The 21489-nt window shown below is 39.2% G+C and carries 17 protein-coding genes; all 17 read right to left on the bottom strand.

Annotation, left to right across the window (positions count from 1 at the left end; all coding sequences use genetic code 11):
• Positions 1-361: 361 nt before the first annotated feature.
• The 17 genes from PQQ36_RS12920 to wecC all read right to left on the bottom strand — a co-directional run bounded on the left by PQQ36_RS12920 (position 362) and on the right by wecC (position 21380).
• Positions 362-1702 carry an MBL fold metallo-hydrolase RNA specificity domain-containing protein gene (locus PQQ36_RS12920; protein ID WP_273661629.1) on the bottom strand — a complete coding sequence of 447 codons (1341 nt, stop codon included), beginning with the start codon at positions 1700-1702 and terminating at the stop codon, positions 362-364.
• Positions 1703-1827: 125 nt separating this feature from the next.
• Positions 1828-2064, bottom strand: coding sequence for a GIY-YIG nuclease family protein (locus PQQ36_RS12925; protein ID WP_443098524.1), 237 nt, complete (start codon positions 2062-2064; stop codon positions 1828-1830).
• A gap of 932 nt (positions 2065-2996) precedes the next feature.
• Positions 2997-4163: a nucleotide sugar dehydrogenase gene (locus tag PQQ36_RS12930; RefSeq protein WP_263139929.1), complete on the bottom strand. Its 1167-nt coding sequence runs from the start codon at positions 4161-4163 to the stop codon at positions 2997-2999.
• A 175-nt stretch (positions 4164-4338) separates the two neighbouring features.
• Positions 4339-6291 (bottom strand): polysaccharide biosynthesis protein, encoded by a 1953-nt coding sequence (locus tag PQQ36_RS12935; RefSeq protein ID WP_243328877.1) that lies wholly within the window; start codon positions 6289-6291, stop codon positions 4339-4341.
• Between the two features lie 24 nt (positions 6292-6315).
• Positions 6316-6870: a sugar transferase gene (locus tag PQQ36_RS12940; RefSeq protein WP_243328878.1), complete on the bottom strand. Its 555-nt coding sequence runs from the start codon at positions 6868-6870 to the stop codon at positions 6316-6318.
• Entirely contained in the window at positions 6870-7829 is a 960-nt protein-coding gene (locus PQQ36_RS12945) for a UDP-glucose 4-epimerase family protein (RefSeq protein ID WP_243328879.1), read from the bottom strand. The genes PQQ36_RS12940 and PQQ36_RS12945 overlap by 1 nt, the downstream gene beginning before the upstream one ends.
• Positions 7830-7831: 2 nt before the next feature.
• On the bottom strand, positions 7832-9007 hold the full coding sequence (locus PQQ36_RS12950) for a glycosyltransferase family 4 protein (protein WP_273661630.1): 1176 nt from the start codon (positions 9005-9007) through the stop codon (positions 7832-7834).
• Positions 9004-10500 carry a heparinase II/III family protein gene (locus tag PQQ36_RS12955; protein WP_238796116.1) on the bottom strand — a complete coding sequence of 499 codons (1497 nt, stop codon included), beginning with the start codon at positions 10498-10500 and terminating at the stop codon, positions 9004-9006. Before PQQ36_RS12955 ends, PQQ36_RS12950 begins: the two co-directional genes overlap by 4 nt.
• Positions 10501-10643: 143 nt before the next feature.
• The gene (locus tag PQQ36_RS12960; RefSeq protein ID WP_130190820.1) at positions 10644-12782 is read right to left on the bottom strand and encodes a bi-domain-containing oxidoreductase; all 2139 of its coding nucleotides are present in this window, start codon (positions 12780-12782) and stop codon (positions 10644-10646) included.
• Position 12783: 1 nt separating this feature from the next.
• Complete coding sequence (locus tag PQQ36_RS12965) at positions 12784-13569, bottom strand: AglZ/HisF2 family acetamidino modification protein (protein WP_130190819.1); 786 nt, start codon at positions 13567-13569, stop codon at positions 12784-12786.
• Positions 13570-13571: 2 nt separating this feature from the next.
• Complete coding sequence (gene hisH, locus PQQ36_RS12970; protein ID WP_130190818.1) at positions 13572-14186, bottom strand: imidazole glycerol phosphate synthase subunit HisH; 615 nt, start codon at positions 14184-14186, stop codon at positions 13572-13574.
• Positions 14183-15313, bottom strand: a complete 1131-nt coding sequence (locus PQQ36_RS12975) for an N-acetyl sugar amidotransferase (RefSeq protein WP_225490562.1) — start codon at positions 15311-15313, stop codon at positions 14183-14185. Before PQQ36_RS12975 ends, hisH begins: the two co-directional genes overlap by 4 nt.
• 11 nt (positions 15314-15324) lie before the next feature.
• Entirely contained in the window at positions 15325-16440 is a 1116-nt protein-coding gene (locus PQQ36_RS12980) for a glycosyltransferase (protein WP_243328883.1), read from the bottom strand.
• Entirely contained in the window at positions 16437-17486 is a 1050-nt protein-coding gene (locus PQQ36_RS12985) for a glycosyltransferase family 4 protein (protein ID WP_243328884.1), read from the bottom strand. Before PQQ36_RS12985 ends, PQQ36_RS12980 begins: the two co-directional genes overlap by 4 nt.
• Before the next feature lie 4 nt (positions 17487-17490).
• Positions 17491-18840 (bottom strand): hypothetical protein, encoded by a 1350-nt coding sequence (locus tag PQQ36_RS12990; protein ID WP_243328885.1) that lies wholly within the window; start codon positions 18838-18840, stop codon positions 17491-17493.
• Positions 18830-20032: an oligosaccharide flippase family protein gene (locus PQQ36_RS12995; RefSeq protein WP_273661632.1), complete on the bottom strand. Its 1203-nt coding sequence runs from the start codon at positions 20030-20032 to the stop codon at positions 18830-18832. The genes PQQ36_RS12990 and PQQ36_RS12995 overlap by 11 nt, the downstream gene beginning before the upstream one ends.
• Before the next feature lie 79 nt (positions 20033-20111).
• On the bottom strand, positions 20112-21380 hold the full coding sequence (gene wecC, locus PQQ36_RS13000; RefSeq protein WP_243328887.1) for a UDP-N-acetyl-D-mannosamine dehydrogenase: 1269 nt from the start codon (positions 21378-21380) through the stop codon (positions 20112-20114).
• Positions 21381-21489: the final 109 nt, after the last annotated feature.

The following is a 21489-nucleotide window of genomic DNA, read 5'->3' on the forward strand; positions in this document are numbered from 1 at the left end:
ATACCACTTGCTGCACGATGGGTCCCCGCGTGCGCGAGGATGACAAGAATAAGAAAAGAAAAAAACAGAGCTAAGATCAACGGTAAAGAACAAAAAATCTGAACACCGCCGTCACATCACCAACTGTCGTTCCCGTGCACACGGGAATCCATTTATCCGCACACGCCAGATGCTGAGTTTGGAAATACACTCCCCACAACAAAACAAGAGCAACGACAATACAGTAGCAATACCTACCCACAATACTCGCTATACGATGGGTCCCCGCGTTCGCGAGGATGACTAGATAAGAGAGAAGAGACTAGGGACTAAAGCAAGTAAAAGACAGAAATGGAGAGTAGCAACAAAAGAAACGGAAAACCTAGAACCGCATAGCTCGAAGCAGACTTAGCTTTGCTTCCTCTTCACCATGGATCAAATGGATCTCCTTCGGCTTTTGCGCAATACCTTGAATAAACGCCAGTAGATCTGCTTGGTCTGCATGGGCCGAGTAGCCAGACATCGTATGTATCTGAGCGCGAACCTCCACCATTTTCTGCTCAATTTGTACCATTTTCTCACCAGTCTGAATCTCACGCCCCAAAGTACCGTTAGCCTGATATCCAGCAAACAACACATCCGTACGCTCATCTGGCAACAACGCTTGGAGATAGTCCATAATCCGACCTCCTTGGCACATGCCAGATGCAGCAACCACAATCGCTGGCTCCCCCGTTGATGCGAGACGATTCACTAATGCTTTATGTTGGCGATAATCATCTATCGTTATGCACTGCTCAAAGGCCAAAGGATGACGATGAACCTCCAGCCGCCGCTTCGCCTCCTTTCCCCATAGTTTTTTAAATCGGCGATACGATTGAGTTACTCTTTTGGCTAATGGCGAGTCGAGAATAATAGGGATGTCGGTGCCGATATTATGCTCAAATATCAACTGCTCAATATCAAACAACAACTCTTGTGTGCGGCCCACACTAAACGCCGGAATCAAGATGGTGCCACCGTCTTGCAATGAGCGATTGATGATAGATTTTAGGCGTTCTCCTCTTTCTTCAACGCTTTCATGCAATTTATCGCCATAAGTGCTTTCTATGTACAGATAATCGGCTCGAGGAGGAGAAATGGGATCTGGCAGCAACGGCGTATTTCGAGGCCCTAAATCACCAGAAAAAACCACAATTTCGTCGTTTGGTAGCTTAAACTCCAAATATGCCGAGCCTAGTATATGACCTGCAGGATTAAAACGCAGATAGAGGTAGTTTTCTAAAGCATGAGAAACAGAGCGCGAAGCCCGATTGCCATTTTTTATGCGAGGAGTCAGCCTTAGCCATTCTCCATACTTCACAGGTTTTAAGCGTTTTTTGACCAAATCGAGCACTTGGTGTAACTGCTTGTGGTTTAAGCTTAGCTGTAACCTTAACCCATCCTCCAACATCAGCGGAACAAGTTCAGCAGTCGCTTCCGTACAGTAGATAGAACCAGAAAATCCTGCGGCAAGTAGCCAAGGAATACGACCAATATGATCGATATGCGCATGAGTCAGCACTAAGGCATCAATATGTTTGACAGGGAAATCCACTTCTGGAGGCCGCGCATCTTTCCCTTGGAAAAGCCCACAGTCGATTAAGAGCGCGATACCCGCAGCGCGAAACTCATGACAAGAACCTGTGACGGTATCCTTTCCCCCATGGTGAATGACTTGCATGCTTACTCCTTGCTCCCCTAAAGCACTCCTTCACAACGAAACGGCACAAAGCTAATAACGCACTTATCGGATCGTAGTACGGAGATTTTTATACACATCCAACCAATGAGGATTGGCACTTTCAATTAATTGAATCTTCCATTGTCGATTCCACTTTTTAGCTGCTTCTCTCTTAAAATCGCATCACTCATGGCTTCAAACTGTTCAAAGTATACAAGATGCACCACTCGGTACTTTTTGGTAAAACCGTCACTCTCACCATTCTTGTGTTGCCAAATGCGCTTAATGAGATCACCGGTCACACCAATATATAAAGTGCCATAGGGCTGACTAGCCAGAATATACACACATGGAAGGCTCACCAAGTTTCTCCTGGTAACTCTATTGGTTTTGACGAATCAACGTAATAGGGAAACTAACACGCCAGTAACAAGCCATTTGTGAAGATGAAGAAACACACGAGGAAGTTGGCAAAAATACATACTAAGGCGACATTTACACTACCAAACGTCATTCAACCGTATCCGCCGCCACACCACCAGTCGTCATTCCCGTGCACACGGGAAACCATTTATCCACATGCGCCGGATGCCGCGTTTGGAAATGCACTTACCGCAACCAACAACTATATAGAGCAAAACCAACAGCAACACCGGCAATGAAGCGGTAATACCAAGCCACACCACTTGCTGTGCGATTGGTCCCCGCGCTCGCGAGGATGACAAGATAAGAGACAGAAAGAGGCTAATAGACCAAAGTTATAAGGAAGAAGTTGGAATAACAAAGATGAGACAAGGCACATCAACAGCGCCACTCTCACATAAACACTCAGCACACCGCCACGCCCCCCTTGTCGTCATTCCCGTGCACACGGGAAACCATTTATCCACACGCACCGGGTGCCGCGTTTGAAAATGCACTTACCGCAATGGGCAACAACATAGAACAACCCAACAGCAACACCGGCAATGAAGCGGTAATACCAAGCCACACCACTTGCTGCACGATGGGTCCCCGCGTGCGCGAGGATGACAAGATAAGAGACAGAAAAAGGCTAAAAGACCGAAGTTAGAAGGAAGAAGTTGGAATAACAAAGATGAGACAAGACACATCAACAGTGCGACTCTCACATAAACACTCAGTACATCGTCGCCACTCCACCAACTGTCATTCCCGTGCACACGGGAATCCATTCATCCACACCCGCCGGATGCCGCGTTTGAAAATGCACTTACCACAACCAACAAATACAGACATGCCACCGACAACCATGCTCGCTATCTAGTCAAATGCTTCAGTCACTACCAAACAAATCGCGTGTATAAACTTTTTCAGCTACATCCGCTAACTCTTCGACCATACGGTTAGAGACAATCACATCCGAACATTTTTTGAATTCATTCAAATCTTTGATTACACGAGAATGGAAAAATTCAGCCTCTTTTAAAACAGGCTCATAAACCACCACTTCAATGCCTTTAGCCTTGATGCGTTTCATGATTCCTTGAATCGAGGAAGCGCGGAAGTTGTCCGAACCCGCTTTCATGATTAAACGATAAATACCCACGACTTTGGGGTTGCGCTTCAAAATCGACTCAGCAACAAAATCTTTGCGGGTACGGTTCGCATCAACAATGGCACCAATAATGTTATTCGGTACATCTTGGTAGTTCGCCAACAGTTGCTTGGTATCTTTTGGCAAGCAGTAACCGCCATAACCAAATGATGGGTTGTTGTAGTGATTGCCAATACGAGGGTCTAAGCCAACCCCTTCAATGATCTGGCGAGCATCTAAACTATGCGCTTCGGCATAGGAGTCCAACTCGTTGAAGTAAGCGATACGCATCGCCAAATAAGTGTTTGAAAACAACTTGATCGCTTCAGCTTCGGTTGGGTTAGTCAGTAGAATGGGCACATCCCTTTTCTCGGCAGCGTTGGCAAATAATTCCGCTATTTGCTGCCCACGTTCACTTTTCTCTCCGATGATAATGCGAGAAGGAAATAGATTGTCGTACAGCGCCTTACCCTCACGTAGAAACTCAGGAGCAAAGAGAATATTGCACCTTTTCGCTTGAACACGCATTCTTTCTGTAAACCCGACTGGCACAGTCGAACGGATAAGAATCGTAGCATTCGGGCTAATCTGAATCGCATCCTTAATCACCTGTTCAACAGAAGCCGTATCAAAACCATTGGTAATGGGATCATAGTTTGTAGGAGTAGCAACAATAATCAGCTGCGCATCGTGATAGGCAATTTGTGGTGATGTGGTGGCCGTAAGCTGAAGCGCCCCCGACGATAAGAACCGCTCAATATCCGCATCTACGATTGGGCTACTTTGGGCATTGATTTGTTCGACTCTTTTAGAGTCTACATCGAGCAGAGTAATGGAATGGTACTGTGCCAAAAGTGCAGCGTTAGCCAGGCCGACGTAGCCAGCCCCAACGACGGTGATTCGCATAACATTTCCTGTTATTGACAACGTTACACGCTATATCAACAAGTGAATGTTACACCTCTAAGACGCTAAGATAACAAGAAAGGAAGAGAAAGGCCGATATGGCTGAAGAGAAATAGGACGAGAAAAAAGAAGGAGCTTGCCAAGGCTTACTCCCTCTTTTTCTAGTGCGAATAGACTAAGCGGTGACTTTAATCTCAACCACTTTATCTTTAGAGGCATTGAGCTTTCGCTTGGCATTCCAAACTAAATCACCAATACCGTCTGTAGGGTTAAAGCCTGTAGGTGTTTCCAACAAGATTTGACGTATGGTTTCATGATCAAACTCGTGACAGGCTTTGTCTAAGTTATCGAGAATCTGATTAAACTCTTCGAGCGGCAAAAATTGCTCGTTCGCCGTCATGATTCGTTCGTGATCGGTGCCTTCCACATTGTCACCAATCAATAACTCTTCATAGAGCTTTTCACCAGGGCGAAGACCTGTAAATTTGATTTCGATATCACCGTTTGGATTATCAGACGATTTCACTTCAAGGCCTGATAACTGAATAAGATTTTTCGCCAGATCGACAATCTTAACGGGCTCACCCATATCCAACACAAACACATCGCCACCTTTGCCCATTGCACCAGCTTGTATAACGAGCTGAGCAGCTTCAGGAATGGTCATAAAGTAGCGGATAATATCTGGGTGGGTAACGGTAATAGCCTGCCCTTCTTCAATTTGACGCTTAAACAGTGGAATTACCGAGCCTGAAGAGCCAAGCACATTACCAAAGCGCACCATGCTAAAACGCGTACCGTTCACTTTGTCATTTTCTTTTGCCGCCAAGGCTTGCAGTGCAAGTTCTGCCATACGTTTAGAAGTGCCCATCACGTTAGTTGGGCGTACCGCTTTGTCTGTTGAGATCAACACAAAAGATTCCACACCAGCTTCAATAGCGGCTTTCGCGCTGTAGTAGGTGCCAAATACGTTGTTGCGAACCCCTTCCACCACGTTATATTCCACCAAAGGAACGTGCTTATAAGCCGCTGCGTGATAAACCGTTTGCACGCCAAACGCTCGCATTGTGGCACTTAGGCGGTTGATTCGCTGCACAGAACCCAACAAGGGTATGATTTCCACTTCAAGCTGCATAGCTTCCACCATGCCAGACAGCTCTTTATCAATTTCGTACAAGCCGTATTCAGACAACTCAAATAGAATTAAGGTCTTTGGTTTTTGGCGTACAATCTGACGGCAAAGCTCAGAACCGATTGACCCCCCTGCACCAGTGACCATCACCACTTTACCGTTAATATTGGCTTTCATGAGTTCAGGATTAGGCTCTACAGGGTCTCGGCCGAGCAAGTCTTCAATGGCAACATCTTTAAGCTCATCGACCGTGGCATTGCCATTAACGATGTCTTTAAAGTCCGGTACTGTTAGCACTTCTACGGGTAAGTGAAGTAATCCGTCAATAATGGCTTTGCGTTCAGAGCGTGTGGCTCTTGGCATGGCAAGCAAGATCTTTTCAATTTCTTGCTTTTCAACCAGACGAGAAATCTGCTGAGAAGAGTGCACGGTTAAGCCCTGGATAATGGTGTTTTCAAGAGAAGGATCATTATCAATAAACCCTTTCACCTGGTAGGTTTCCGCATTGCGAAGCGCAATGGCCAACTGGCGCCCTGTACTTCCTGCACCATATATCAATACACGCTCACACCCTTTGCGACTAGCCTGCACGATTAATGAACGCACCATCATGCGTGCACCACCACACAACAGTGCTAAAAACGTCATGTAGATGACAGGCACGGTACGAGGCACTTCTGCATTGAAGAAATAAGCGAATGTTGTGATCGAGAGTGCGGAAATCAACGCACCAAGCACCACCACGGTAAGCGCATGGAAGGTGAGATAACGCAATACTGCTCTGTACAAGCCTAATCTTGTAAAGGCGATTAGGGTAACAACAACCGTGCCCGCGAGTGTTAGCCATGTTTCCGCAGAAACGGAAACAGCCACTTCACCATGACGCACCCAAATTGCCATGAAAAAAGAAAAGGTAATCAATAAGGTATCTATGGCCAAACTGATCAAGCGCTTATGCACTCGAGGTAAAGACCATATGTAAGCCAACTTATCCATAAATCGTATTCACTTTTAGTATCGTTATGATTTTTTTACTGCATCGCCCGTGCCGCTGCCCGTGACTGTCATAATTATATACTTAAAGTAGTTTTTTATCGTCAGAGTATCGATCATTTCTCGGTCGGTCTTAGCGAGTAACTGAGGAGTAGACATATCGATGTTTTGCACCTGCGCCAGGCCAGTGATGCCTGGTAGCACATTGTATACGCCTAAAGCCTCACGCTCTTTAATCAAATCTTCTTGATTAAACAGATTCGGGCGAGGACCGACTAAACTCATTTCACCTTTCAGTACATTGATTAACTGTGGCAGTTCATCAATCTTAGTTTTACGCAAAAACGCACCTAATTTAGTGATTGAACTAGTACTGGCTAAGTGAGAAGCGACTGACTGAGTATCAACAGACATTGTTCGAAACTTAACTAGTTTAAAAGGCTTTCTGTTGCGCCCTACTCGCTCCTGAACAAAAATAGGTGAGCCAGTATCAAACAAACCGATAACGGTAACCACGACCAATATTGGCCATAAGAATAGCAAACCAAAGAATGCTGCGAAAAAATCTAATAGACGAATCATTATTTACCACTACTTTGTTTTGATTTTAAGAAAGCTTCTGCAGTTTTTTTAAAGCCTTCCTGTAATGTTTGAGGAGGAGTCCAACCCAGTGTTTCTTTTGTATGAGATATATCAACTTGTAATGATCCAGTTAACCGGTCCACTACATCGTTTTTATCAAACAGCTTACCAACTAACTTATAACAATAAGCTGGTACGGGTATTTGCCAACTTGGTTTACCTAAGGCGATTGCCATTTCTTTAACCATTTCTGATGTAGATACATAATGATCGTCTGAAACTAAAAACACTTGATTCACTGCTTTGGGGTGGTCGATGCAGGTAATAATTAAATCAACCAAGTTATCAACTGAGACTAAACTACGCTTGTTGTTGGTAATACAGCCAAACGGTAGAGGGATACCTTTTGAGACAAGCTTCATTAGAGAAGCAAAATTAGCTTTCACGCCTTCGCCATATACTAAAGGGGGACGAATTATAACAATCTCTAAATCCGTTTCTTTACCCAAAGCAATAAGCTGCTCTTCAGCTTCAGCTTTAGATACACCATAGGGGTCTTCTGGACTAGGCGTATCTTGGGCAGTAAAAGCTTGCTTACCTGTAGTGCTTTCACCGTTTACTTTTATGCTACTTACAAATATGAAACGTTTGACACCAGCTTCTGCTGCTTGCCTTGCTAGGTTCATGGTGCCTGCTGTATTTACCGCTCTAAACTCCTCCAAAGGATCATCTGACTCATCATTCATAACATGAACACGAGCAGCGATATGAATAACAGTGCTGACTTTATCCAAAACAACTGAATAATCTGAGCTTGAATCAATACTTGCTTTTAAAAATTGACTACACTTTGTCGGCTGGGAGCGTCCAAGTAAATTGATATTCTGTAGGTTTTCAAAAGTGCTCAATAAATGGCGGCCAACAAAGCCCGTATAACCAGTAACTAAAACCTGAGACATATTTAGTGCCCTAGCTCCATTATCGATTTACTCATCTTTTGCATTATATTGCTGCGTGTATATTTCTCGACAAAGGCAGCTCTACCTGTATATTCAAGCTTTAGCTTTTTCAAAGCTTCCATGGCTCCATTATGATCTCCAGGATAAAAAACCTCAGCATTAGGCACTTCGGCTTTAATAAATTCAGCCGCATACCCTGAAACACCAGCCAAGATTGGTTTTCCTGTTGCTGCATACTCAAATATTTTAGAAGGTAAAACCTTTTCAAAGGCAGGGTAATCGTTTAAATGAAGAAAAAGAACATCAGCGTTAAGATACTCTTCAATTAGCTTTTTCCTATTCACTGGCGGTAAAAGAACAACATTGTTATTGCTTGTAGAGGCATCTTCTAACTGTTTTTTACGCCCACCATCACCAATAACTCTAAATGTGTAATCATGATTAGCTAAAACAGCCAACTCAGGCATAATAGTGTGCAGTCCCTGCCCCTCACCAATATTACCTGCATAAACAAGTCGTTTCGCTTTTTCAGAAGTAAACTCACTACTATTGCCTTTAGGCAAGTCAAGAAACTCACCATCAATGCCATTGGTAAACCAAGAGTAGCTTGGATTTGTATATCTTGCTTTGAAATACCCCTCAAACCCCTTAGAAACAAGGTTAATATGCTTCGCGGAGGAGAATGTATATTTTTCAATGGCTGAAAGTACTGGTTTTAATAGCAATGCCACTTTGGGAGATAAGACATCTTTAATTGTGTCTACAAAAATATCACGTATATCTAAATATAAAGGTACTTTCTTAGCTTTAGCTACACGCGCGCCTAAAAACGCAGTAAACAACCTAGAACTCGTTGCAAACACAAGATCATAACTTTCATTTTTTACTAGCTTTTGTGCTTGTTGGTAAAAGGTTTTGAATGACTTTATTTGATCAAGCATGCCACTGTTGTGCGAGGGCAAGTGTATGCGCCTGACTCTTACATTACCATCAACTTCTTCAGCTTTAATATCATTATCAGCACTGGCATCAAAGCTAGCATATCGATTAGGCATGGTTGTTACTACATCTACCATTACATCATCTTGTTGCTTTAATTGCTCAATTAAAGCTGTTGTTCTGAACGAGCCAGCGCAAAGGTCTGGTTTGTAATAAAAAGATAAAACCAGTATTTTCACGATTCCCTCTTAATTTTAGTAATTTCTGTTTTTAGGTTTCCATTTGCAAAGTTTATCTCAATCTTTTTATTCGCAATGGTTTTTCCAAACTCTGGGTGCCAAGTACCAACTTTAACCAATATCGGCTCAGAGCTAGTAACAAGGCATAATGATTCACCATCTAAAATGAGGTTAATTTCTACTTCAGAAACTTTAACCACATCGATGTTAGGATGTAGATGCAAATGAAAACAAGCCGGAGTAGCTTTAGATAAAGTATCAATAATGATAAAACTATCTGGTGAACATATTAAATTGCGAGTGTGTTTAACTTTCGGGCTTTGTTGCATGTAGCCATTATGACTGGCTGATAATAATACTCTTTCAGGAGTGTTAATGGCATCTTCTAAGTGAGCGTAAGCTCGTTTTGCAACTCTAAACCCCGACCAAACCTGAGAAGAATCTAACCCTGCAACAGAAACGGTATTATGTGCAGGCGTTTGACGCTGTCTTACACGCTCTTTGCTTGTCCCATATAGTGAAGTGCCAGAGTTTACAAAAACACGCTGTTTGCCAATAGAGAGCTCAAAGCTCAACGTATCGGCATGAGCATGCCCAGGTAAATAATCAGGCCCAACATTCGCATGGTCAAAAATAGCAGAATAATTAGTAAAAGTAATTCTGCTATAGCCACTACTTTTGTTGGTGACTAACGACTTATTGACTAATTCATAAGCAATTCCCAACTTTTCTGCATAAGCAAAAATTTGACTTGGCTGCATTGCAATACCTATGGCTGCATCATTGAAAAAGCTAACCTCGCCATCATTATGCACCATAGTTGAAAGCCAAAAGAGTGCTTTTTCTGCAATCCGTATCCACTGTGGTAAGCTTTCAATGAACTGAGGTTTATCGCTAGTCTTTGCTAAATCAATTAACTCCAAAAGGTCCCAAAGCAATATTTCATGATACATAGGAGAAAGCTCAAAGTGAGCACCATCGTCTAAAAACTGCTCTTCCAGCTCTTCATTAAGTAGCTTAATACCTTGCATTAACAACTTGTTAGAATTTTCTCCTTTTAAATATGCACCTATAAAAGTCAAAGCTTTAGCATTTGCAAATAAATGATTCCCAAGAATATGATACTCAAGTTGTTGAGTTAATGCATTGGCCTGTTCAAGCATGCTCTTAAGGTATTTGGGAGGTACTTGGGATTGTAGGCTGCACCACTTGACCCAATTTACCAGGCGTAAAGAAATAGGATAAGGCTCCCAGCCATTACCATTGAATGCTGGGTTTTCATCTATCCATTTTTCGATAAAATCTCGATGGAGTTGGTATCTCTCAAAACCATTTTTGGAGTTCAAGTCATCAAAATAATGTAAATTATATAGCCATAACTTAGACTTGTTTGGGCAATTCCAATCCGCAGAACTGCTAATCTTGCCTGTTTGATTAAGAAACTTAACATCGGAGCTACTGAACAAACTTTGCTTGTTAAGTAACGGTCCCACCCACTTCCATTGAGAACTATCTGGTTGGTCACATTCAATTAATTTAGGTTTGTAAAACTTGTAATATATTCTGTAATAAATCTGCTTAAACTTAAGATATTTTAACGTGTAAAATATCTTAAGTAGCCTTTCTAAATGCCCCCTCATTGCTGTCTCAGCTGTTCAGCAATATCTATAGAAACCTTTGCAACTTCAAAAATTTCTTTAATATCTATAGGGGCACTTTTACCTTCACGAATAGAGTCTAAGAACAATCGAGAGCATAGATTTTGGCCTTTATCCTGCTTCCAAAGATTCATTTTCTTAAAGCCTTTAAAACCAAAACCTTTCAATTTCACAAAATTATCGAGTTGCAATACCTTACCATCAGCAAATACTTCTATGCGCTCTTTAGGGAAACTAGCCGCACCATTTGCATAGTAGTGAATAGTACCAAATGAGCCATCAGCAAAACCGAGTATAATAGCAGCCTTGTCTTCAGTTACCTCAACTGCGTCACAATCACCCATTCTACGAGCTTGCACAGACACAATCTCACTGCCTACAAGAAAACGCATTAGATCAACAAAGTGACATGCTTCACCAATAATACGCCCACCACCAACATTGTTATCTTGAGTCCAATGATCAGTTGGTATACTTCCGGCATTCATGGTCATGATAAATGACTTTGGAGCCTTAATAGGATCGATCAAAGCTTTCATTTTCTGTATTTGTGGAGAAAAACGTCGGTTGAAACCAACCATTAATTTAGGTGGATTTTCTGATTTAGAAGCTTCTTCATAAGCAGATTTGACAACCTCTAGCTCATCATGAGTAATAGCAAGCGGTTTTTCTACAAACACATTTTTACCAGCATTCAAAGACTGTTTCACAAAATACGCGTGACTATTGTGACGGGTTACAATCGCTATTGTGTTTACTTGTTCACTTTCAATAAGTGCATCTGTGTCTGTAGTCGCTTCGGCAAAGCCAGCTTTTTCACCATGTATTACACCATTGATACCGCCTGATGTAGAAATACTATGCAATTGAGCGCCCGCCTCTTTAAATGCAGGAATAAGCATGCGTGATGCGTAATTACCAGCACCAACAAAGCCAACTACAGGCTCGCTAGCAAGGTAGTTTTTAACCGCACTTAATTGCACTGTTTTTTTATGGCGAGTAGAAGGTTCTGACTCAAACTGCAGCAGAATACCTAAAGCACTTTTATCATTCGTTAGCAACTCATAAGCATCACTTGCGTCTTCAAATTTAAAACGGTGCGTAATGAGCGATTTCACATCGAGTAAACCACCCGACATCATATCTAGAATCGCTTCGAAGTTGCGTTGTTCAGTCCAACGTACGAATGCGAAAGGATAGTCATTACCTTGCTCTTCATAGCTTGGGTCATAGCGACCAGGGCCATAAGAACAAGATACTTGGAACGTCAGCTCTTTTTCATAAAAATCAGCACGGCTTAATTCTAACCCAGTAACGCCAACTAAAATGATGCGGCCGCGCTTACGGCTCATGCGCGCAGCTTGAGTTACAGGATCATTAGATTTAGTCGACGCGGTTATAATGACACCATCAACACCGTTACCACGACTAAATGCCATACCCAGAGCAACTGGATCTTCACCTTTGCCAGGGTTACAAATTTCCGCACCATATTGCTTTGCAAGCTCAAGTTTAGATTGGTCAAAATCAATAGCAAGAACACGACAACCTTGAGCGCGCAGCATTTGCACGGTCAATAGACCTATTAAGCCAACACCAGTTACAACAAAGCACTCACCCATTGTTGGGTTTGCTAAACGAATCCCTTGTAAACCAATGCTAGCAACTACTGTAAACGACGCTTCTTCATCCGTTACATTATCAGGTATTTTAGCAACTAGATTTTTACTCACACGTACTACATCAGCATGAGGTCCGTTTGACACTACTCTATCGCCAACTTTAAAACTGTCAGCACCTTGACCAATACTTTCAATAATACCGACATTACAATAACCAAGAGGTAGGGGCTGAGCTAGCTTCGATTTCACTGCATCAATTGTGGTCATCAAACCATCCGTTTGGACTTTTTCAAGTACCATTTTTACTTTATCTGGCTGAGAGCGTGCTTTATCAATAAAATTTGCTTTGCCAAAATCGACAAGCATTCTTTCTGTGCCTGCAGAAATAAGTGTTGTAGTTGTATTAATGACAACGTGATTTTTGTTTGCTTGAGGCGCTGGAGCTTCAACTATGGCCGAGCCTCCTTTTGCCATATCTTGAAGAATTTGTTTCATCTTACTTTCCTAACTGTGAACGTGCGATATTTCTTATCTTGGAGAGGGCATCTTGGTTCAAATAATTAATAAGCACCGCTCTGTAAACACCTTTAAATACAAAAAGACTCCCAGCTGAAGCACCGATAACCTTAAACTTTTCAATCAGCTTTAAAATATCCTCTGAAGAGCCAGCCCCACCCAATATAGTAAGCGGAACGCTGGCTATATCTCGCACTTTTTCGGCCAACTTCATATCATAACCTTTCATCATTCCATCTTGATCAATTGAATTGATCACCAACTCACCGATTCCAATTTCTTCTAGTTCAGATATAACTTGCTCAAGTTTTTTTTTAACTTTTTTCTTTCCGTTGTGGGTATATATTTCATAACTGCCAAGCAGTGTTTTTTTAACGTCTAAGACGACAACTATACTCTGTCTACCGATTATATCGGCCATTTCCTTAAGAACCGATGGGTTGTTTAGCGCCTCACTTGAAATAGCGATTTTTTCGACACCCAGTTTAATAATTTCTTGTGCTTGTTGAGGCGTTTTAATACCGCCCCCATAACACAATGGCATACGACTCTCATTGGCCAAATGCTTAATCATTTGATAATCGGGGGCCTTGTTTTCTACTGATGCGTCAATATCCAACACAATCAGTTCATCAACCTCTTTTTCATTGAAAATTTTAACTGCATTGATTGGATCCCCAACATACTTAGCATCTTTAAATTTTACAGTTTTTACTAGCCCTTTATTATGAACAAGTAAACATGGGGATACTCTTGATCTCAGCATAATTAAAACTCTGCAAAATTCTTAAATAAGTTAATACCATTCGAGTGACTTTTCTCAGGATGAAATTGAAATCCAAATATATTGTCTTTCCTGACAGCACAGCAAAAATCATCACCGTAGTGAGCTTTGATCAGTACATCCTTGGGATCATGTGCATCAAAGTAATATGAATGGATAAAGTAGAACCCTTTTTCACAATCTATATTATTTAACAACGGATGTGATTCTGTTGGCTTTATTTCGTTCCACCCCATATGCGGCAATTTCGGCTTAAATTGTATCTTTGACTCATCAAATTTCTTAACTGACGCATCAAACCAGCCTAGCCCTGGTAATTCGCCTTCATCACTGCTTTTCGCCATGACTTGTAAACCAACACAAATCCCTAAGACAGGTTTCTTTTCAACCATCGCAAAGTGGTCCAACGCTGCTCTCATTCCTGATTTTTCAAGTTGTGTCATCGCTTCATCAAAAGCGCCAACACCAGGCAAAATGATCTTGTCTGCTATTTTTAAATCTTCTGCTGTACTTGCAAAAAAAGTCTCAATCTTTAACTTAGTAAATATGTTTTGAATGGCCTGAATATTCCCAGAACCATAATCTACTATTGCGATCATCTTTTGCCGCCTTTCTCAAGACCCAGCTTTCTCATTACCTTTGCACCTAAGTCATAAATAGATTGCTGATTTTTATAGTCTCTATAGGTTTTATTCGGCGCCTCTAAATACCCCCTTAGCTCTTCAACTGTGATCCCAAGTTTGTTAGCAATATAGCTGAAATCATCGTCGATTGTCTCTGGGTCATATGGTGGTTTTTTCAGTCTTTCCAACGCATCATCTCGTGTCATTTGACCTGTAACAATAAGACTTGAGTACTGTACTTTTCTCGTATCATAGCCAAATTTCTTGTACAACCAATAAGCTTCATAAAAGCGAGTGAAACGTGATTCAAAGTGTTTCTGGGCGTAACGTTGGTATCCGTAGTTGTCTACTAAAAACTGTGTTGCTTCTTCTTTGTTATAAGGCATAAAGTCTAAGGGTCTATAAAGCTTAATACCCTTGATATACGGCAAGTACACTTTGTGCCATAGAATATTCGTCAGCGGGAAGTTTTTAAGTTTTTTAGTACCAAACTTTTTTTGAATATCTTTAATTTGACGAGAGTCTGACTGGAAATACATCCACTCTAGAGGGTTGCGAATACACTCCGTAGAATAGTTACCACCAGTTAAAATATGCTTAATCTTGTGCTTAGACGCAAACTTATACATAGTGGCGAAAAACGCGTGATCTTGCGGTGTATCCGTATGAGAAACTCCTGCTTTGAAGAAAGAAAGCTGCAAGTCTTTCATCTCTTCCCAATCGATAACTTCTGTATACAGATCTAAACCTAGGCGATCTACTATCTGTTCAATATTATGAACAGCTTGCTGAGAGTTCCAGCCTGCATCAACATGAAAAACTAACGGTCTGAGACCCAGTTTTTCTTTGGCTAAGTAGACTAAATAAGAGCTGTCGATACCGCCACTCATTCCAATAATACAATCGAACTCTTTGCCTTCACCTTCACGTTTTATATCAGCAGCAATTTTAGTAATCTCTGCCCATCCCTTCTCATCTGTGTGCCAATTAGGCTTAATATCGTTGTAAAAAGTCGTACAATGATCACAGATGCCGTTGTCATCAAAAGTGATTTTTGAGTCTGTTGTGTCCATTACACAATTTTTACAAATAGTTTCTACCATAACAATAACACCTATGAAATTAAATTTTTAATTCTTTCATAACTATCTTCCCAAGAAGATAATTCAAAAAATGTCCTTTTTTTACACAATGCCTGCGAATTGTTAGCTTTTTTAATGCCTCCATTCACTACTCTATATATATCTTCGGCATCCAGCGGATCAAAATAGTAAGCACTTTCACCGCAAACTGTCCTGGCAAAATCCCTGTCGCTTGAAAATATTGTTTTTCCCGCTATCATGGCCTCTATGTGCATAGAAGAAAAAGACTCAATCAGTGATGGCAAAATTACATGATGGGATGCATTATAAAGTTTGTACACGTCATCATAAGCAACCGAACCTACAAGCACGAAATAATCACACAACCCAAGATTTACAATATTATTCTGAAAAGTGACAACCTCTTTTCCTTGCCTTTCATCTATTGTTAGAATAAAAACCCAGTTCTTATCATCATTCTTTGCTTTAATCGCAAGTTCTAAAAGAATTTCTATATTCTTATGTGGATAATACCTAGTGAGATACAAAAAAACTTCTTTACCTTCCAAAGAACAAGGAAATTTATATTTTTCATCATCTCTAATGAAATTTTTCTTTGCGGAATTTGGCACGACAAATACCTTGTTCATATCAACAATGTTTTCCAACCTATTTTTTATTGCTTCGGTTTGACATATAACAATATGGCAACGTTTAATCATTTTCCGAATCAAATATGATTTTACTATTCTAGGAAACCTTTGTTTAATGCTCATTCTTGACCAGATACTAATATCATTATACAAGGCAAATGCCCAATCAAAATAATAGTATATTTTACAATTCACAAATGGTATAAGATCACCAAAGTTCAACAACTTTTCCGCTTTATAAAATTTAGCAATAATCCAGAAAAAAATCAGATATGTGAAAATATTAAAAAAAGGAAAAATAAAAAATTTAGGCAATACCAATAAATTTATTCTTTCCGATCTAAATTTTTCGTACAACGTTACATCAGTAATAACTAAAGTATATTTATCATTATGGTCACGATCATGAGAGAGCTGTTCCAAAAAATTGCTCACAACCGATAACCCACCAGCCGAATTAGAGTTAATCGCATTAATTATTATATTTGACATCATGCCTCATCTATTACATCTGTAATTTGTCTAGCCATATTTTCTATTGTACAATTTTCTTCAAACCATCTATATGCATTATCGCTGATTTCAACCCTGTTACTTAAATCACCAATAATATCAGTTAATCTAGCTACCAAATCATTTTCATTATCTACAAAGTATCCATTGAAACCATCGATTATATTGTATTTTTCACTCCCTGAAATAGAATCTCTGTGTGTGATAAATGGAACACCAAAAGCCAAACTCTGCAATACACTCAAACCTGCTTGGGAATAAGAAACTGAAACAAATGCCTCCTCATAATATCGAGAAAGCTCTTCTGGATCATTAATCCTACCAACCATATTTACACGTTCTGTTAGCCCTAAAACATGTATTTCTTCTTTAACTTCATTATATACATCACCATCACCAACCAAAACTAATGATACGTCTGGCATTTTCATTGTAAGCTTTTTGAATGCTCTAATTAATATAGGAATACCCTTTCTTTCATCAAAGCTACCAACAAAAAGTATGTGTTTTTTTTCACATTTCGAAGTGTTCCGATTGTTTGAAATTGGAAATGTATTGGTTGCATATCTAGCGATGCCTTTAGATAAACCCAATTTTACAAATCTGTCTTGATTGTATTTACTGTAAAATATTATTGGACAATTTACATAATTGGCAATCCATAGCTTAATTTTTAGTGCGATGTCACTAGCACCTTTATCCAAGCCCCACCATATTAGCTTTTCACTCAATTTTTTATTTTTAATAAAAAATAAAATAATAGATATCAATCTAAGATCAAATGTGGCTATTATGCAGTCAGGGCCTACTTCTTTAATTATACTTTCAAATTTAGGGAATATAATAAACTTGAAAAATGATTTCTTTTTTTGTTTGATAAATCTAAATTTAAACATTTCTGTATTTATACTACTCTCAATATCAGTTGATACAACTGTGAGATCGTATTCCTGTGCAATCAGGTTAAATAAATCAACCCTGTAGTGCATCAAATACTCTTGTACTATCAATAGCTTCTTTTTTTTCATCGTATTAATTCCGAGTCAGACAATATATAACCATGTAGCTAATGAAACAGAAAAATAGTGCTATAACACACTGAAAAACAAACAAATCAAAGCCAGATCCTCTGATCAAAACCAAATAGCTATATATCATATATATTGAAATTACAGAATACGAATAGTTTGCTTGTTTTACATATCTTACTGCTTTTATATATAGCTTTTCAAAAATATAAAAAAAGATAAAACAGAACACGAGAGATATTATGTGGAAGTTCCAAAAAAGTTCTGCGTAAAAATTTGGTGGCCATGACCCACCAATAGACCTAAATGCAGGATCATATGTGCTTGTATATAATTCGATAAAACTAGATGGCTTAAAATCAATAATACTTCTTGGTACAACTAAAAATAAAAACTTTACTAGAGTCTCTCCATAAGAGACAATCCAAAAATCATCTATTACGTATTCTATAGATTGTATAGTGTGGAAAAACGTATAATTTACCTCTATATTATTGAATAAATATAGAAGAAAAAGGTCAGAACTCATATAATCAATTACAAAAGGCAAGGCACTAATCACGCCATCAACTTCATAACCTCCATAACCTCTCGCAATTGACATTAAGACAATAAGGAACAACAAAAAAATGACCGAACAGAATAGCGCTGCGACCACTTTAGGTTTGAAACTTGATATATTGAAGGTAAATTCTAGGAACGCTATAGGAAATATTAAGAAAATGGCATCTCTTTTATCTTCGAAAGAGAAAAGAGAAAAAAGGAAGATTACAACCGCGTAATATAAAAAACGACTTTTTCCACCTTTAAGACAAAAATAATAAATGAATAATATTGCCAAAACCGATTTTGGAATTGATGCAATGCCACCAGCCCCTCCGAAAATACTTAGGTCAATATCTATAAATATAAATGGAGTTGTAAAAAAAAGCATGACTAATAGTAATTGTTTCACTCTGGTAGTAATTATTTTTAAGTCATAACCTATTTCCATCTCTCGAATAGTTTCATTTTTTGTTATCATATAAACAAAAAATAAAATTGAATTCATTAATAACACAACTGATGTACTAAAATGATAATATTTCCAATTCATAAAGTTTGATAAATTTATTTCACTATATACTAATTCATGTTTAAAAGCCCATGAGCCTATGGTAAATGACACTGATATATAGAGAAATGCAAGTATTGATGGTCTCAAAAAATCAAGTATTTTACCTCTAAGTGAAATATATACAAATACTATGACTAATTGAGAGCAAAAAAAGTAGTAGCTGTATTGTTTAGCAAGTTCATTTCCCATTAACAAAACTGGAATACATAGTAGGGATAAAAGGAGACTAATCAGCATGCTTGAATTCTCTATTAGAATTTAACCACATCAATACCGACAATGTAACTTGAGTTGATACAGTCGATATTGCAGCGCCAAGAACACCAATTATTGGTATTAATATGTAGCATGCCACAATACTTAACCCCAAACTTATGGCAACTATGTATGGTAATAGTCCAATACTATTGTTGAAATTATTTATATGAAAGAAGTATAAATAAATAATATGTACTCCATAATTAAATATCAACATCAATGTCAACGGATAAGACCCAGAATATTCAGCAGGAAAAAAAAACATGAGGTAGTCATACAAAAAAAACAGTAATGTAAAAAAGACTACAACTATTGCTAAAGAGTAAAAGCATGACGTCTTAAGTATTACTCTTGCAACATCAATGTCTTTTTCCCTATAAAATTTAGGCAAATATACTAGGAATATAACACTGATTGCAAAAAAAACTAGAGAAGCCAAATTATAAGCAAAACCATACAGCGCCAAGTCATTATCTGTCATCATTTTCTTAATCATTAGCCTATCAATAAAACTGTATGCGATATTTAGTATTGCTTGTAAAGCAAATGGCCAAATCATCATCACATCCACAACACTCACTTTTTGGCCAATGAAATTACCCGCTCTTAGTTTTATAGCATTTATTATATTTACGGAAACTACAGATAAAATTATCGCCAATACATATGAATGAGATTCAAAATTAAAAATTTTAATCAGTATCAAACAACTAAAAAACTTTATAACCTGGTATGTCATCTTTGAGTTAAAATAACCACTGTGATTTTCATCCGATCTCATTCTTATATTATCCAGCTCATATATGGCATACAGAAAACAACCAAAAGCCAATATCAGAAGAATAAAGAAATCCAAACATTCCATTCCAAAAAACATAGCAGAAACTAGAATGCACACAGAAACAATGACAAATATTATTAGTGATATTTTTTTAGATTTATTATAAATAACATATTTTTCTTTATCACATCTCGCTCTTTGATAATCTTTTATGAATTTATTTTGCTGACCAAAGATAATTATTGCAAACATTATTTGTTCAATTGAAATGTAATATACAACATTCCCAAATTCCTCTTGTGTTAGTATAATCGGCAATAATAGCACTAAGCCAAGATTTAGCCCTTTGCAAAGAAATTCATTTACCCCATAGCTAATTACTTTTTTCAATTAAATCTCTTAAATTCAGTTATAGAGAAGGATAAAAATTGCTGAAACCAAATTCATGGTCACAGCAACTTCTTGTTATTTACCAAATTCCTTTGGTATCTACGACATAGTTACTAGGTGGCATGCGGCTAGATTTGAACTCACTATGATCAACGAGCAACACTTGTATATCAGATTCTTTTGCCGCGCTTTTGAAATCCATTAGTTCAACATACTTAAGCTTTTCTGGAACTGCATCAATGTTTGGTTCTATTGCAACAATGCGACCAGCGTGCATTTCAGAAATTTTTTGTGTTATTGCCATTGCTGGACTTTCACGTAAGTCATCAATATCTGGTTTAAATGCTAAACCATAACATGCAATAGTCACATCTTTAGCGGTCTTGTCTGGGTTGGCTTGTAAAAAGTCTGCAATGGCTAATTTTACTTTGTTAATCACCCATTGCGGTTTGCTGTCATTGACTTTACGTGCCGTATGGATAATTTGTGCTTCTTCTGGTGTTTTTGACACAATAAACCAAGGGTCAACAGCGATACAGTGGCCACCCACACCAGGGCCAGGCTGAAGGATGTTTACACGCGGGTGACGGTTAGCCAGTGCAATCAGTTCCCATACGTTGATGTCTAACTTGTCGCAGATGATGGATAGCTCGTTAGCAAAGGCAATCTGTACGTCACGAGAGCTGTTTTCGGTTAGCTTTGCCATTTCTGCCGTGCGCGCATTGGTAACTACACATTCACCTTGAACAAAGGTTTTATAGAGTTCCACCGCACGCGCTGAACACTTAGCTGTTAAACCACCAATTACTCGGTCGTTTTCAACTAGCTCACGAACAACATGGCCTGGTAGCACGCGCTCAGGGCAATGGGCAATATTCACATCCGCGTCTTCCCCGTGTGTTTGTGGGAAACTAAGATCTGAACGAGTTTCTGCTAGCCAAGTCGCCATTTGCTCGGTAGCACCAACTGGTGAAGTTGACTCAAGTATAACGAGGTCACCTTTTTTAAGAACTGGCGCAATGGCTTTACTAGCCGCTTCAATGTAAGAGAGATCCGGTGCTGGAATATCGCCTTCTTCACACGGTAAGAAAGGAGTCGGTACGGCAATCAAAAATGCATCAGCTGGTTCCGGCGTTGTGGTTGCTTTCAGGTAACCTTCAGAAACTGCAGCGTGGACGATCATGTCTAGATCTGGTTCTACAATATGAATTTTTCCTTGATTAATGGTATCAACTGCATGCTGATTGACATCCACACCGATCACTTTCTTTTTACGCGATGCAAACATCGCTGCGGTTGGTAAACCAATGTAGCCTAAGCCGATTACTGAAATGGTTTCAAAAGACATTTTTGTGAGTCCTAAAGATATTTATCAATTTTGTTCTAGGTTCTAGGTTCTAGGTTCTAGGTTCTAGGTTCTAGGTTCTAGGTTCTAGGTTCTAGGTTCTAGGTTCTAG

The sequence above is a fragment of the Vibrio sp. CCUG 15886 genome (assembly GCF_028570825.1).
GTDB classification, from domain to species: domain Bacteria; phylum Pseudomonadota; class Gammaproteobacteria; order Enterobacterales; family Vibrionaceae; genus Vibrio; species Vibrio vulnificus_B.

Bases quoted from the DNA above. Each gene is read 5' to 3' on its own strand.
- PQQ36_RS12920 (WP_273661629.1), bottom strand. From the start codon at position 1,702: ATGCAAGTCATTCACCATGGGGGAAAGGATACCGTCACAGGTTCTTGT.
- PQQ36_RS12930 (WP_263139929.1), bottom strand. From the start codon at position 4,163: ATGCGAATCACCGTCGTTGGGGCTGGCTACGTCGGCCTGGCTAACGCT.
- PQQ36_RS12935 (WP_243328877.1), bottom strand. From the start codon at position 6,291: ATGGATAAGTTGGCTTACATATGGTCTTTACCTCGAGTGCATAAGCGC.
- PQQ36_RS12940 (WP_243328878.1), bottom strand. From the start codon at position 6,870: ATGATTCGTCTATTAGATTTTTTCGCAGCATTCTTTGGTTTGCTATTC.
- PQQ36_RS12945 (WP_243328879.1), bottom strand. From the start codon at position 7,829: ATGTCTCAGGTTTTAGTTACTGGTTATACGGGCTTTGTTGGCCGCCAT.
- PQQ36_RS12960 (WP_130190820.1), bottom strand. From the start codon at position 12,782: ATGAAACAAATTCTTCAAGATATGGCAAAAGGAGGCTCGGCCATAGTT.
- PQQ36_RS12965 (WP_130190819.1), bottom strand. From the start codon at position 13,569: ATGCTGAGATCAAGAGTATCCCCATGTTTACTTGTTCATAATAAAGGG.
- hisH (WP_130190818.1), bottom strand. From the start codon at position 14,186: ATGATCGCAATAGTAGATTATGGTTCTGGGAATATTCAGGCCATTCAA.
- PQQ36_RS12975 (WP_225490562.1), bottom strand. From the start codon at position 15,313: ATGGTAGAAACTATTTGTAAAAATTGTGTAATGGACACAACAGACTCA.
- PQQ36_RS12980 (WP_243328883.1), bottom strand. From the start codon at position 16,440: ATGATGTCAAATATAATAATTAATGCGATTAACTCTAATTCGGCTGGT.
- PQQ36_RS12985 (WP_243328884.1), bottom strand. From the start codon at position 17,486: ATGAAAAAAAAGAAGCTATTGATAGTACAAGAGTATTTGATGCACTAC.
- PQQ36_RS12990 (WP_243328885.1), bottom strand. From the start codon at position 18,840: ATGCTGATTAGTCTCCTTTTATCCCTACTATGTATTCCAGTTTTGTTA.
- wecC (WP_243328887.1), bottom strand. From the start codon at position 21,380: ATGTCTTTTGAAACCATTTCAGTAATCGGCTTAGGCTACATTGGTTTA.